At 43.9% G+C, this 14,041-nt stretch carries 13 protein-coding genes; 6 read left to right on the forward strand and 7 right to left on the reverse strand.

All coding sequences use genetic code 11. The annotated features are described in order from the left end of the window. Nucleotides 1–53 precede the first annotated feature (53 nt). The 6 genes from Q0110_RS17840 to Q0110_RS17865 form a co-directional block, all read right to left on the reverse strand. On the reverse strand, nucleotides 54–287 hold the full coding sequence (locus Q0110_RS17840) for a hypothetical protein (protein WP_297909708.1): 234 nt from the start codon (nucleotides 285–287) through the stop codon (nucleotides 54–56). A gap of 120 nt (nucleotides 288–407) precedes the next feature. Then, nucleotides 408–2,132, reverse strand: a complete 1,725-nt coding sequence (locus tag Q0110_RS17845; protein WP_297909710.1) for an FAD-dependent oxidoreductase — start codon at nucleotides 2,130–2,132, stop codon at nucleotides 408–410. Nucleotides 2,133–2,135: 3 nt separating this feature from the next. Continuing rightward, complete coding sequence (locus tag Q0110_RS17850) at nucleotides 2,136–3,908, reverse strand: RagB/SusD family nutrient uptake outer membrane protein (RefSeq protein WP_297909713.1); 1,773 nt, start codon at nucleotides 3,906–3,908, stop codon at nucleotides 2,136–2,138. Nucleotides 3,909–3,918: 10 nt separating this feature from the next. Continuing rightward, nucleotides 3,919–7,209, reverse strand: coding sequence for a TonB-dependent receptor (locus tag Q0110_RS17855; protein WP_297909715.1), 3,291 nt, complete (start codon nucleotides 7,207–7,209; stop codon nucleotides 3,919–3,921). Nucleotides 7,210–7,339: 130 nt separating this feature from the next. Continuing rightward, nucleotides 7,340–8,311, reverse strand: coding sequence for a FecR family protein (locus tag Q0110_RS17860; RefSeq protein ID WP_297909718.1), 972 nt, complete (start codon nucleotides 8,309–8,311; stop codon nucleotides 7,340–7,342). A gap of 62 nt (nucleotides 8,312–8,373) precedes the next feature. Beyond that, nucleotides 8,374–8,928 carry an RNA polymerase sigma-70 factor gene (locus Q0110_RS17865; RefSeq protein ID WP_297909721.1) on the reverse strand — a complete coding sequence of 185 codons (555 nt, stop codon included), beginning with the start codon at nucleotides 8,926–8,928 and terminating at the stop codon, nucleotides 8,374–8,376. Nucleotides 8,929–9,293: 365 nt separating this feature from the next. Here Q0110_RS17865 and cbiB point away from each other — a divergent pair, with 365 nt between their 5' ends. Genes cbiB through cobC form a run of 6 tightly spaced genes read left to right on the forward strand, consistent with a single transcriptional unit; the run spans nucleotide 9,294 to nucleotide 13,704 of the window. Further along, nucleotides 9,294–10,253 (forward strand): adenosylcobinamide-phosphate synthase CbiB, encoded by a 960-nt coding sequence (gene cbiB, locus Q0110_RS17870; protein WP_297909724.1) that lies wholly within the window; start codon nucleotides 9,294–9,296, stop codon nucleotides 10,251–10,253. Between the two features lie 11 nt (nucleotides 10,254–10,264). After that, complete coding sequence (locus Q0110_RS17875) at nucleotides 10,265–10,834, forward strand: S4 domain-containing protein (RefSeq protein ID WP_297909727.1); 570 nt, start codon at nucleotides 10,265–10,267, stop codon at nucleotides 10,832–10,834. Continuing rightward, the gene (locus Q0110_RS17880) at nucleotides 10,827–11,342 is read left to right on the forward strand and encodes a bifunctional adenosylcobinamide kinase/adenosylcobinamide-phosphate guanylyltransferase (protein WP_044545334.1); all 516 of its coding nucleotides are present in this window, start codon (nucleotides 10,827–10,829) and stop codon (nucleotides 11,340–11,342) included. The genes Q0110_RS17875 and Q0110_RS17880 overlap by 8 nt, the downstream gene beginning before the upstream one ends. A gap of 34 nt (nucleotides 11,343–11,376) precedes the next feature. Beyond that, complete coding sequence (gene cobT / locus Q0110_RS17885; protein ID WP_297909732.1) at nucleotides 11,377–12,417, forward strand: nicotinate-nucleotide--dimethylbenzimidazole phosphoribosyltransferase; 1,041 nt, start codon at nucleotides 11,377–11,379, stop codon at nucleotides 12,415–12,417. 1 nt (nucleotide 12,418) lies between these two features. Continuing rightward, nucleotides 12,419–13,168, forward strand: coding sequence for an adenosylcobinamide-GDP ribazoletransferase (locus Q0110_RS17890; protein WP_297909735.1), 750 nt, complete (start codon nucleotides 12,419–12,421; stop codon nucleotides 13,166–13,168). Between the two features lie 2 nt (nucleotides 13,169–13,170). Beyond that, a complete protein-coding gene (gene cobC, locus Q0110_RS17895) occupies nucleotides 13,171–13,704 on the forward strand; it encodes an alpha-ribazole phosphatase (protein WP_297909737.1) in 534 nt (177 codons plus the stop codon). Here cobC and Q0110_RS17900 read toward each other — a convergent pair. Continuing rightward, on the reverse strand, nucleotides 13,701–14,041 hold a 341-nt coding region (locus tag Q0110_RS17900; RefSeq protein ID WP_297909740.1), incomplete at its 5' end, for a hypothetical protein. The two genes, cobC and Q0110_RS17900, sit on opposite strands and share 4 nt — an antisense overlap.

Genomic DNA, 14,041 nt, shown 5'->3' on the forward strand with positions numbered 1-14,041 from the left:
ACAAAACGGGAGTCAAAATGAAAACGGTTTCGTAATTGTTCATAAAACGCTGTTTAATATTGATTAATAAAATTTTGCGGTGCAAAGGTAGTGATTATTTGATAACTGGCAAATAGTTGTACAACTTTTTTCAAATAGTTTTGAGTACAATTCCTGTGGGTACCTGATGGTAAATGGACGAATTCTTTTTTAAGGAATTGAGTCAACAACTCCTCTCTTAACCAAATCCAATCACCCCATCCCTGATCATTTATTACGATAACAATAGGTTGGCAAACTTCTGCCATAACAGACAATTTCTATAAAATTTTGCAACAGACACAAGAAAACCGTATCAACAAACAAAGATTTATTCCTTATTTCATCAACACGGTTTTCCAATCTTAATTTTTTACTAGCAAACAATATCACACAAGTTCTTTTTTCCATGCGATTTCAACACCTTCTTTTTGGATCCATCGCTGGAAATCCGCTAGCATTTTCTTATCACCGCGAATAGCACGAACAGATATTTGCTTTTTACTGGCATAAGTAATTAATAAACCTACAGCCTCTCCTATCCCCCACTCTACCGGATGGAGGCGGTAACACCCATTTGTTATATGAGTTGTTCCTATATTTTTACATGCCGGGAGCAAATTGTTAACCCGTTGTGGCAATAAAGCACCTAATGGTATTTGAAAACGAAGAGAGTTAAAATCTATATAATTATCACCTCCGCAAGAGGGGTGTAAATCTATATGATAATAGCCAACGCCAACACTATCATAAAACATCGCAGCGGTCGTTTCTCCTGATACCAACTTTCTATTCTCTTCTCCTACATGCTCCTCTAGAATTCGAAACTCCGCTTTAATACGGCGAGATTCCCTTATATAAGGATACTTTGCCATTCCATCTTTCGTACCGAACAAATTTTTACGAAGCCTTAACCCCTTCCAGCCAATTCCTCCGTCCGGCCGAGGAGCTTCTGTCTGCAACCAATATAGTAATGATAGATTCAGAGCCTTAGCCGCATTCACATGCCTCTGAAATTCATCATCAGACACATCTATAATATTCCCTAACATATAATCATTCTGTGGCCAATTGACAAGGGTCGTACTCCCTTGATAAGTACCAGGAAGAAAATTACTCTGATCTATAATTCTACGATACAGCCAAAAATTAAAAGCATCCGTTGGTGTTCCATCAGGAACACAAGCCGCATGATTGGGCTTTAAGGTAGATGGTGCCGGATATGTCAGATTCAATAATTTACCAGGCCATGCAGGTGTTAAATTAGGTATATAACCTGACCAAAACGCATAATTATCCGGTTTATCAATAGTCCAATCTTCTCCAGCTATATATTCCATTGCAAAGCAAACCGTGAAAGCTTGATTGTTCAAAGGATTAGATTTCTTAGCCGCATGCAATTCTTTCGTATCCTCCTGCGATTCAGAGCCTGTCACGTATTCTGTTTTCGTCAACGGCAGTAAATCGCCACACTCTGTAGCATCCACAAAATAGGGAGCTGTCAAAGTAACAATATCTCCGTTTTGTCTATCCCTCACAGTAACAGCTAACACTTCATCCCCTTGTATATCGGCATTTTGAACCTTGTGATTCAAAAGGATTTGTAAATTCCCCACACTAATATAAGGCATTAACATTTCCATCAAAACCTCCACGGTAACCATCGGTTCATGGCATATTTTAGATACACTGCCATTTCCGGGATTTAAATATGGATTATTACGGGCTATCTCAGTTAGTGGATAATGGTACCGATAAAAATCACGTATCTTGTTTCTATACACTCGATAAGACGCAGTAGCCCCACCAGACTCAATCCACTTATGTTCATCTGGAGGTACACCTTGCTGGGAAGCCTGCCCTCCAATCCAATCCGTTTCTTCTGTAAGAATTACATTCATACCGTTTCTACAAGCGGCTAGGGCAGTCGCACAACCGCCCATTCCTCCTCCAACAACCACAATATCAGCATTCATTTCCTCTATTTTTGCACCTCCCTCAATCGGCATGGAAGAGGATATTTTATTTCCTTTTTGGCAAGCCGTCGCAAGAGGAAGCAAAAATGAGCTTCCTCCCGTCAATAAACTATAAGTAAAAAAATCTCGTCGTTTCATATTTTAATACCCCTTATTTTGAACTAATTTAGGATTACGATCTAACTCTTGTTGAGGAATAGGCCACAACTCAAATTTAGGATCCCAATAGCGATTTACATCCCTCATTTTCAATTTCTCTTTATAAGACTCATAATCAGGAATGTCATTTAAATCATGACGATCCGATTTCTTGAAATTAGGGATATCAGTCTCAGATAAACCCTCATACCGAATCTCCTCGATAGGACGACCATACATCGGTTTCTCATTTTCCAAATCCCCTATTCCCCATCTCCTCATATCAATCAGATGTAATCCCTCAATAGCGAACTCGACCTTACGCTCTCTTCTTACTAATTGACGCATCTTCTCTATATTTCCAATTCTATCAGCCGACACGTCGGGCATCCCTACACGATTCCGTACTTGATTGATAGCATCGTAAACGCTCTGATCCAACTCTCCTAATTCAATCTTCGCTTCCGCATAACCAAGTAATATCTCTGCATATCGCATGATTGGCACGTTCTGACTTGTATAGCTAATATTTTGAGAAGTTTCCTTACTGTATTTAGCTATAATATAACCACATCCAGCATTGGTAAAACTAGCCCAAGCCGCAGCGCTGTTTATATCATCATTATTTCTAACCTCCCATTTACCGGTCGTATAATTATATTGCTGGGTCTCACCATCGTAAGCATTGATAATAACAGTATTCAAAGAACCGTTATTACAAGTGGCCGTATCTCCATGCATCCACAAAGTCGCCTTGAAACGCGGATCTCTGTTTTTTTGCGGATGATGCACATCATATAATGGAGATTCATCAATGCGCTTCCCGTCTATACATTCATAAGTATCTGCCAACATCATACTCGGATGCCGAGACGTTTGTCCTTGCATACGAGATACAAAGCCAAAACCAGTCCAATTTCTGTGGACATTCGTGCCATCAACATTATAGATCATCTCTAAAATCATCTCGTTCCGGACATCTGCTTTCGCCTGTCCTTCCACAACAAACAAATCTTCATAGTTTAATGCTAACGAACGTTTACCAATCACTTTTGAGGCTGCTTCAGCGGCTATCCTAAAATACTCAGCACTTTTTCCTCCAAAATCCAAGCTTCCACCTAATAAAGCCATACGATTGATAAGACCATATGCAAATGATTTATCTACACGTCCTCTATCCGTAGCTATCCAATCTAGATATTCAGCGGATTCATTACACTCGCTTATAATGAAATCTAATATTTCAACCCTTGATGTTTTTTCAACCTCATACTGATCGGGGGTGGGTGATTCCATGTAAAAAGGCACATCACCCCATAATGCGATTAACAGATAATAATAATACGCTCTTAACACGCGAACTTCCGATACATACTGTAAAGATTTCTCACTAAGATTATCCATATTTGGCTTCACTCCTGTTAAAAACGCATTTGCTCTCGCTACATTTGTATAAAGTTGAGACCAGAACTTCAGGATATCACTGTTATCCGCATTCAAACCACCTCCTGCTCCAATCGTCGTATTCTCATTTCTTTCCAGAGCCAATCCCGTATAAAAATCAAAAATTGTCGTATGAGCGAGTTCTCCTACAACCTGCATATATATATTCGAATATACACCTGTCGTCCCTTCTCTAATCGCATTCTCATTTGTGTAAAAACCCTCGTTCGTATAAGACGAATTCGTATCTTCCACATCTAAAAAATCACTGCATGATATATTAATAAAAGCAAGTAACACGCAAATCGTATAAATGAGTCTGTATCTTTTCATAACCGTTCCTTTAAAATTTTATATCAATACCAAATGTATAAACTTGAGTAACAGGATAATAAGACGCAACATCTCCTTCAGGATCATATCCTTTGTAACCCTTTGCTATCGTGAAGAGATTTTGACCACTTAGGTAAAAACGCACATTTTCAAGCCCTGATTTACTTAATATACTCTGAGGTAATGAATAACCTATACTCACGTTCTTCAAACGCATATAAGCCCCACTCTTTACCCAAAAAGAGGAAGGGATATTATTCATATTTCCTCCACCTGAGCCATCAATCAATAATAGAGGATATTCAGCGTCACGATTATCTTCTGACCAAGAGTCTAACTGATGCTCGTAAACAGTACCTCCCATCCAAAATGGCCTTGCTCCCGCCCCGCTAAAGAATATATCCCGTTTACCCACTCCCTGTAAAAAGACATTAAAATCAAAGTTATTCCATTCTGCTCCTAAATTCAGACTAAAAGAATAACGTGGTTGTGGATCACCGATAATCGTACGATCCGCATCTGTTATCTGGCCATCAGGTACCCCTTCCGGCCCACTAATATCCTTGTACTTAATATATCCAGGTTTGACATTATCCTTATTATTTCCATAAACCGGATAGTTATCAATCTCCTCTTTAGACTGAAAATATCCATCGGCAACATATCCATACCAGGAATTTATAGGAAATCCCTCTTGTGTCGTATTATTATCATTTATGTATTTATTTCCATACAGATCCGTTACCTCATTTTTCACATCGGATAACATAGCCGTAATGTTATATCTCACTTTTCCTATCTGATCACGCCACATCACGCTTAAATCCCAGCCATTATTTCTCATATTGCCCGAGTTTTCCCACGGAGAAGTCAAACCTACCGCATAAGTCACGGGAAATTGTTGTAACATATCGCTAATTTCACGGATATAATAATCAAACGTCACATCCAAACGGGTATTAAAAGCAGTTATATCTAATCCAAAATCAAACTGTCGTGATTTCTCCCATGAGATTTCCGGATTAGACAATGCATTGGAATAAATTCCTGTAGTATAATTTTTACTATCTCCAAACCAATATGAAGCATCCAAGGCCAATACAGACGCATACGGGTAATAATCCTTGAGATCTTGATTCCCCAAAGAGCCATATGAAGCACGTATCTTCAAATTATCAATCGCATCTTTTAATGGATTGAAGAAACGTTCCTCTGATATTCGCCAGCCAATAGATGCCGAAGGAAAAAATCCCCAGCGGTTCTTGGCCGTGAACCTTGACGAACCATCGTAACGTCCGGTAAGCTCAATTAAATACTTGTTTGCAAAAGTATAATTAAAACGAGCGAAATATGACATCATAGTCAATTTAGAAGTATAACCATTAACCATAGAGGAAGAGGCGTCTCCATGATTCATTTCTTCGTAACCATCATAGTAATAATTATTTCTCGAACCACTAAACGATTTATTTTTAAGCTCATCGGTTTGAAATCCGAAAAATCCTTTAAAATAGTGCTTCTTATTGAATGTATTTTCATAAGTCACCTGGGCGTTAAATTGGTTCTTAATTAGCTGATACCACTCCTCATACCTGGATTTAGTAGTAGGATAAGTCATGACAAAATTACCACCCTCATAAGTATCATAGGTATTCTGGAACTTGTCTTGTTTATTCTCGTACCGTCTACTGGCATAACTAGTCAAAATCTCCATACCTTTTATTGGTGTCAAAGAGAGAGTTCCTTTTACATCTATATCATTATTATCTACAACCTTAACCCCTCCATCGATTGCTTGCGCTAAAGGGTTGATGCCATTTTGGCCATTTCCCCAAGTTCCATCATTATTAACAGCTCCAAAAAGAGGCGTAAAACGCAATGTACTATTTATTATACTATTTGTTCCACTTGTCGGATCTTTTTGAATGCTTCTACGGATATTCAGGTTTAAGCCAGCCCTAAGCCAATCTGTTATCTTAGCGTCCGTATTTGACCGGATAGCGGTACGTTTAAACGAATTATTCGGTATCAAACCATCCTCATAATTATATGAGGCATTGACAAATGTCTTTAACACATCGCTACCACCACTAACACTAAGCGAATGATTATGTGTTAACGTGATTTCGTCAAATACTAGATCTTTCCAATTCGTGTCATACCGATGGATATTATCTGCTCCGGAAGTCTTATAGGCATTAATTACCTCTTCCGAATACTGAGGCGCTTGATTATTATTAACACAGGCTTGGTTGATAGCCTCCATATAAGTGATCGCATCTACGGGATTGGGTGTTGAAGTTGGCGTACGAAAGCCTACATAACCATTATAAGTGACCGATAATTTATTTTCTTTAGCCCTTTTGGTTGTCACTAGAATGACACCATTAGAGGCACGAGACCCATAAATCGAAGCCGACGCAGCATCTTTCAATACAGAAATAGATTCTATCGCATTCATATCAATAGAGTTCATATCACCTTCGACCCCATCTATTAAGACCAAAGGTTCGCTATTCGAGTTGATTGATCCCGTTCCTCGGATTTGGATGGAAGCCGTCGCTCCCGGAGCCCCGGAACTCTGGGTAACGACCATTCCTGGTATCAATCCTTGCAGAGCCTGAGATGAACTGGAAAGATTGCGCTTTACCAAATCCCGACTGGAAATACTTTGTACCGCTCCAGTCAGGTTCACCTTCTTCTGTGTTCCGTACCCAACGACTACCACTTCGTCCAAGGCTTGTGTGTCTTCGCCGAGCTTAATGAAGAAGTCGGTCTTCCTAGCAACAGGAAACTCTTGCGTATTATAGCCGATATACGAGACTTGAAGAGTCGCATTACCGCTTACCTCCAACGCGAATTTCCCATCAATATCGGTAATAGTTCCGTTAGAAGTCCCTTTCTCCACTACGTTCGCCCCGATCACAGGTTCACCATTCGTATCAACAATCACGCCCGATACATGCTTCTTTTTACCTTTGATCGTCTTAGTTTCCTCCGGCACGATGATCACGTAATTCCCGTTTATCTTATACGTATATCCCGTATTCTTCAACAACAGAGACAAGACCTGCAATACATCCATATCCTCCTGCTCCATCGAGACCTTTCTCGACACATCCAGTTGGCTATCATTATAGGCTATCTTGTAGACCGAACTCGACTCTAATTTCTCAAATGCCTGTTTCAAAGAAATGAAGCCTTCATGGAAAGTCACTTTCTGCGCATCGATAGGTAAACTCCCTGCCATCGTAAGACTCAAGCAAAGAATAGCGACACGTATAGATTTATTCCTGTTCATGCGATATTAGATTTTTAGTTAAACATTTATATCCCTTTGTAGTACGTACTCGTTATTAGGACAAAGAAAACAAAGGACACACTCAACGGGAAAAAGTTAACGAATTATAAAAGCCTAATATCTCCTTAAATTAATCAATATAAATCCTATTCTCCTTTATTTGATACTCCAAGCCGGGTATCATCTCCTTCACCAGCATCATAATATTTTCCAACGATTCGTTCTTGTTGAAATGGATTGTAAGCCGGTTGGAATGATAGGCAGAAGTACGCAAATGTACCTTTACATTGTAGACACGTTCCAAGGTTTTCAAGATATCCTCGAAAGAATCGTTGTTAAACAACAGCCCCCCTTCTTTCCAGTCCGAATAATCCGAAGCCACCACTTGCTGCACGTCTACTTTTCCCAGAGAAGGGATATAGACCAATTGCTCATTAGGCTTCAGCAGGTATGGCGTCACCGAAGAATCATCGGGAAGTATTTTCAAAGAACCTTCTTCCAAAGTCGTCGTTATCTTCTCTTGATCCGGATAGGCAGATATATTAAACTCGGTACCCAGCACTTGTACCCGCATCGCTTTCGTCCGTACGATAAATGGCTGCTCGGGATGCTTCCATACCTTGAAATAGCCCTCTCCGACCAGATAGATCTCCCGGGTCTGCCCCACAAACTCAGAAGGATAGAGCAGCAAAGTGCCAGAATTCAGCCAAACCTCGCTACCATCGGGTAAAGTGACCCTCTCCCGCTTACCGGAAGGCACGAACCGCTCTATGAAAGTGAGCTCCTCCACATCCCGATATAGATAATAAGAAACACCCAAGGACAGCAACGGGACCAGCCAGATAGCGGCAATACGTACCCATGCCGGGATACGCAGGCGTTGACGGGGCCTTCCCCCCAATGTATCCTCCAGACGGGCGAAAGCCATCTCACTCCGCTTATCTGCTTCCGGGAAACCGATCTCATTCCAGATCTCCCGCAAAGCCTCCTCTTTTTCTCGCTCGTCTCCCGGCTCCGCTAATCGCTGATGTACCCGATCCACCATCTCCCCGGAGAATTGGTGATGGAAAAAGTATCTTATTATCTTTTTTATAGAACTCATTCCTGCTTCTTTATTTTATCTTTGTTTATAGGACCTCCTTTTCCCGCTTTACCCCCAAATCATTAACACATCATAACAACAAGGAAAGTCAATACCGCATTCCGTAATTCCTTTAACGCTAAATTCAAGTGCTTTTCCACGGTCTTTTTCGAAAGTCGCAAACTCTCGGCGATCTCCGCATTCGATAATCCTTCATTACGACTCATCCTGTATACCATCCTCCGTTGTGGCGGCATGGTCTCCACGATCATATCCACCAGCAATCGCAAATCATTGGCTATCAATTCCTCGTAAGGGGTATCACTCCGTAACCCGTCTTCCTCCCCGACTCTCTCCAAGCCCTCAGTGTTCACCCGGCGGGATTCGATATAGTTGAATGCCGTATGCTTTGCCAGCACATACAGGTAGGAACCGAATGTCCTCACTTCCGTAAAACGGCTCCGGTGCGTCCAAAGCTTCAAGAAGATCTCTTGGGTCAGGTCTTCGGCGTCGTTCTCGGACTTTACAAGCCCCAGCACGAAATAATAGACTTTCAGATGGTAACGCATGAACAATTCCCGGAAAGCGGTATGATTTCCAGCGGCAAATTGTTCTAGAATGGATTTTTCATCTGTCATCTCAATTAACTCTTTTCACGATACGGTGGCGGCAAATAAAGCAATAATAACCGACCATAAGAACGTCTTTCTTGTTAATAAATATAAAAAAGGAGGAAGCCCCCGTATATCAAGCCCTCCGACTTTCAAAGGTTTTCCTTAGCTGTTTCTACCCTGTACCTCCATTATCTACCACCTGTTAGATGATCATATACCTACTGTTGGATGATCATCCAACGGATGGGGGGACGATCGTCTAGTAATTGGTAGATGAAGAATGCGTAGGGTAGGAATCCTTTAAATGCAGGCTTCTTTCGCTTAACGTATGACGAAGAAGTGCCTAGCGCTTCCTAATGTTCTTTTTTTTGTCTAAGTTTGTTCCTTCAATGACATTCAATATGTATTGGTTACATCATTCTATCAGTTTACTCAAGATCGTGCCTTTTCTGGGCGGTTGGTTATCAGACCGGTTGCTGGGAGACCCAGAAGGGTGGCCCCACCCGATCGTATGGTTCGGCAAAGCGATCAGTGCCGGAGAGAAGAGCTTGAATAAAGGCACCGAACGGGCTTTGAAAGGTGGTATATTGGCGGTTGTTCTCATCCTCGGCGTGTACTTTATCTGCAAATGGATACTATCGTGGGCTTGGATCATACATCCGCAGCTCAGCGGGTTGCTGACGGCTGTCGGGGTATTTTACTGCCTGTCCGGGAAGACGCTCATCAAGGAGGTGAAGGAGGTGTTCGAAGCCGTGGAACGCAGCACGGAAGAAGGACGGCGGCAAGTGGCACGGATCGTGGGAAGGGATACCTCGAACCTGTCGCCGCAAGAGATACGGGCGGCGGCGTTGGAGACCTTGTCCGAGAACTTGAGCGATGGTGTGATCGCCCCGATGTTCTGGTTTGCCCTGCTGGGGTTGCCGGGGATGATGGCTTACAAGATGGTGAATACGCTGGACTCGATGATCGGTTACAAGAATGAGCGTTACCTAGAGTTCGGACGGATAGCGGCGCAAATCGACGATATCGCCAATTATATCCCGGCCCGCCTCACGGCTTATTTGATGTTGCTGGTCTCTAATAATTGGGGGAAAAGGGATTTCGTACGGCGTTTCGGCCCTGAACACGCAAGCCCTAATTCCGGTTATCCAGAAGCGGCCTTGGCAGCGATCTTGGATTGCCAGTTCGGAGGGACACACGATTATTTCGGTAAACCGGTGGAAAAGCCTTATATCGGAACGAACGCTAGGCCTTTCACGACCGAGGATATGCGTATAGCCATTCAGATAAATAGCAATACGGAGCTGGTGATGGGTATGATTGTCACCCTTATTTTATTAATAACATAATGTATAATAATATGGAAATTAGATTAAACAAACTGATAAGCGAGGCTGGTGTTTGTTCACGCCGGGAAGCGGACAATTTCATTGAGATGGAACGGGTAACCGTCAACGGTAAGCGACCGCACGTAGGCCAGAAGGTCACGGCAGAGGATGTCGTATTGGTGGACGGCGAACGCCTGAACGTAGAGAAATATATCCGTCTTCAAGAGGAGATGAAAAAGGAGGAGCTACAGGAGAAGGAATTGCTCGGCACGCTCCATAACGCTAAACCCGAGAACAAGGGTAAGCGGGAAGGTGCTAAAACGGAGAAATACGGAAAGTTCAATAAATACGCCGCCGCTCGCAAGGCGCAGAAAGAGGGGGGCTGGAAACCCAAGACCGCTAAGCTTACCGACGAGGAGAAACTGCTGCGGGAAGCCTTGCGCCCTAAGTTCGGAAAAGCCTTGAGAAAGTCGGCGGTAGCGCAACGAATCGCCGCTAACCCGAAATCGGCTGCCCTTCGGAAGACGAGCAAGAACAACCCGATCAACAAGGCAAAACGTGCCGCCCACCGGAAAAACAGGAATCACGAAGGCAATGAGTAAGAAAGTGATCTTAGTGACCGGAGGACAGCGGTCTGGCAAGAGCGGGTACGCCCAGAGACTCGCTCTGTCGCTATCGCCCAACCCGGTTTACCTAGCGACCTCCCGTATCTGGGACGAGGAATTCCGAAAGCGGGTGGAACGCCATCAGCGAGACCGGGGGCCCGAATGGACTAATATAGAGGAGGAGAAATACTTGAGCCGCCATGATCTTACCGGTCGTGTCGTGGTGATTGATTGCGTAACCCTTTGGGGAACAAACTTCTTCTTCGACAATCAAAGTGATGTGGAATTATCCCTCTCCCTCCTGAAAGCGGAGTTCGATAAACTCTCCCGGCAAGACGCTTGCCTGATTTTCGTGACGAACGAGTTGGGTATGGGGGGGGTGCCGATAGACGAGGTACAACGTAAGTTTACCGATATGCAAGGCTGGCTCAACCAATATATCGCCTCGAAGGCAGACGAGGTAGTCTTGATGGTCAGCGGAATACCCGTCAAGATCAAGGAATAGGAACAACGACTCATATAAAATAAATACTACTATCATGATACAATTTCACATCGAGGCCCCGGACAAAGGGCTGGAAGCAGCCTTACAAGACAAGATCGATAACCTAACAAAGCCGAAAGGCTCATTGGGTACGCTTGAGACGCTCGCCCTGCAGGTCGGATTGATCCAGCAGACCTTGTCGCCTGTCCTGCGTCATCCCGTGAACGTAATCTATGCCTCGGATCATGGCATCGCCGATGAAGGGGTAAGTAAATCCCCTAAGGAAGTAACCCGCCAAGTGATTCATAATTTTTTGAATGGAGGAGCGGGAGTTTGCTATCTTGCCCGCCAACATGGTTTCGAGTTGAAGATCGTGGATGGAGGCGTAGATTTTGATTTTCCCGTTATCCCCCTACTGATCGACCGCAAGGTGCGCAAAGGAGGAACCCGTAACTTCCTTCACGAGGCAGCTATGACCATGGAGGAGATGGAGAAGGCCCTTCAATATGGGGCTGATATCGTGACAGACTGTTATAACGAAGGCTGCAACGTGATCAGTTTTGGAGAGATGGGTATCGGGAATACGGCGGCTTCCAGCATGTGGATGACTTGCCTCGCACAAATCCCATTGATCGACTGCGTTGGTGCCGGTAGCGGACTGGACAGTGAGGGCGTAAGACATAAATACAACGTACTAAAACGTTCGTTGGAGAATTATAAAGGGGATGGAAGCGCCCTGGATGTAATGCGCTATTTCGGAGGGTACGAGATGGTAATGGCGGTAGGAGGCATGTTGCGTGCCGCCGAGTTGAAGATGATTATCCTCGTGGATGGTTTTATCATGACGAATTGTGTACTGGTGGCTTCCCGCTTGTATCCGGAGATGCAATCGTATTGTGTATTCGGGCATTGCGGCGACGAGGCCGGACATAGACGGATATTGGATTTCTTGGGCGCTAAACCTTTACTCGACCTAGGTCTACGGCTGGGAGAAGGCTCCGGATCAGTATGTGCTTATCCGATACTCGACTCCGCTGTTCGTATGATCAACGAGATGCATAGTTTCAAGCAGGCGGCAATTACTAAATATTTCTGATATGTTGCGGATACTCGCTGCGTTTATATTCTTTACACGGTTACCGTTCTGGCGGTTGGCAGAGGTTCCGGCGGCGTATTTCAAGAATATCGTGAGCCATTGGGCGTTGGTCGGCTGGCTGACGGCTGGTTTGTCGGTATTGGTCTTATACGCCACCTCCTTGATTCTTCCTCCATCCGTGGCAGTCTTGTGTGCCATACTTACCCGATTACTGATAACCGGCTGTCTGCATGAGGACGGACTGGCCGATTTCTTCGATGGCTTCGGTGGAGGCACAAGCCGAGAGCGCATATTGGCGATCATGAAAGACTCGCATATAGGTAGCTATGGGGTGATCGGGTTGATCTTCTACTTCGGGCTATTTTACCTACTAATAAGCAGTCTCCCGATCGAGCTGGCAGGATGTGCCATATTGGCTGGAGATCCTTTTAGCAAAGGGGTCTCTAGCATGATCATCAATCGTCTGCCTTACGCAAGGAAAGAGGAGGAAGCCAAGAACAAGACCGTATATAGCCGGATGACCTCCCAAGAATATGTATTTAGCGTCATCTGTACTTTGTTACCATTATTATGGCTGCCCCAACCTGTTTATCTACTAGCGGGTGTATTCCCGGTTATCACTTGGTATTTCCTCACCTCTTTCATGAAGAGAAAGATACAAGGATATACGGGAGATTGTTGTGGAGCGATTTTTCTTCTTTGTGAACTAAGTTTCTACATGGGTTTCGTGATTATCTATCAAACAATATAATTATGGAGATTTATTTAGTAAGACATACTTCTGTGGATGTTCCCGCCGGCTACGCTTACGGACAGACAGATGTTCCATTGAAACCGACCTTCGAGGAAGAGGCGGAAGAAGTAAAAAAAGGCTTGAGCGATCATATGTTCGATAAGGTTTGGACAAGCCCTCTTACCCGATGTGTGCGCCTAGCTAGTTATTGCGGCTTTCTGGAGGCGGAGAAAGAAGACCGTATCAAGGAGGTGAATTTCGGGGAGTGGGAAATGAAATCATGGAATGAATTATCTTCCGATCCTCGCTCCGAGGCGTGGTTCAAGGATTGGATAAATAACCCGACCCCAAACGGGGAATCACTCCAAGATCAATACAACCGAGTCAGCGACTTCCTCGATGAGCTTCGCAAAACCGGACTACAAAAAGTATGTCTATTCGCCCATGGCGGTGTATTGACATGCGCCCGGGTTTATGCAGGCGAATACCCATTGGAAGATGCCTTTAAGAACGTACCCTCTTACGGAGCCATCATAAAATTAGTACTGGATTAATTCAAAAAAGGCACAACGCCAACACCCGGAATAGGCGTAACCCATACACGTTCCCTCCTTTGTAGAGACGGGGCGTGCCCCGTCTCATCACGGACTGATAGTATTCTAAATATACAAATAAGACTACTGTCAAACATCGCGAGGGGAGGAGACGGGGCACGCCCCGTCTCTACAACTGAGAACATACAATAAATACAGGATGACAACAGCGGGGTAATGATAAAAAAGACACGGTAACAACACCCGGGTAGGCGCACCCCATCCACGTTACCTTTCTTTGTAGAGACGGGGCGTGCCCCGTCTCTACAACTGGGGACATACAATAAATACGGGGCGC

Origin of the sequence: uncultured Parabacteroides sp. (assembly GCF_947855115.1) — a bacterium.
GTDB lineage: Bacteria > Bacteroidota > Bacteroidia > Bacteroidales > Tannerellaceae > Parabacteroides.

Excerpts from the sequence above, each read along its gene's own strand:
- Q0110_RS17840 (WP_297909708.1), bottom strand. The coding sequence starts at position 287 with ATGGCAGAAGTTTGCCAACCTATTGTTATCGTAATAAATGATCAGGGA.
- Q0110_RS17845 (WP_297909710.1), bottom strand. The coding sequence starts at position 2,132 with ATGAAACGACGAGATTTTTTTACTTATAGTTTATTGACGGGAGGAAGC.
- Q0110_RS17850 (WP_297909713.1), bottom strand. The coding sequence starts at position 3,908 with ATGAAAAGATACAGACTCATTTATACGATTTGCGTGTTACTTGCTTTT.
- Q0110_RS17855 (WP_297909715.1), bottom strand. The coding sequence starts at position 7,209 with ATGAACAGGAATAAATCTATACGTGTCGCTATTCTTTGCTTGAGTCTT.
- Q0110_RS17860 (WP_297909718.1), bottom strand. The coding sequence starts at position 8,311 with ATGAGTTCTATAAAAAAGATAATAAGATACTTTTTCCATCACCAATTC.
- Q0110_RS17865 (WP_297909721.1), bottom strand. The coding sequence starts at position 8,928 with ATGACAGATGAAAAATCCATTCTAGAACAATTTGCCGCTGGAAATCAT.
- cbiB (WP_297909724.1), top strand. The coding sequence starts at position 9,294 with ATGACATTCAATATGTATTGGTTACATCATTCTATCAGTTTACTCAAG.
- Q0110_RS17875 (WP_297909727.1), top strand. The coding sequence starts at position 10,265 with ATGGAAATTAGATTAAACAAACTGATAAGCGAGGCTGGTGTTTGTTCA.
- Q0110_RS17880 (WP_044545334.1), top strand. The coding sequence starts at position 10,827 with ATGAGTAAGAAAGTGATCTTAGTGACCGGAGGACAGCGGTCTGGCAAG.
- cobT (WP_297909732.1), top strand. The coding sequence starts at position 11,377 with ATGATACAATTTCACATCGAGGCCCCGGACAAAGGGCTGGAAGCAGCC.
- Q0110_RS17890 (WP_297909735.1), top strand. The coding sequence starts at position 12,419 with ATGTTGCGGATACTCGCTGCGTTTATATTCTTTACACGGTTACCGTTC.
- cobC (WP_297909737.1), top strand. The coding sequence starts at position 13,171 with ATGGAGATTTATTTAGTAAGACATACTTCTGTGGATGTTCCCGCCGGC.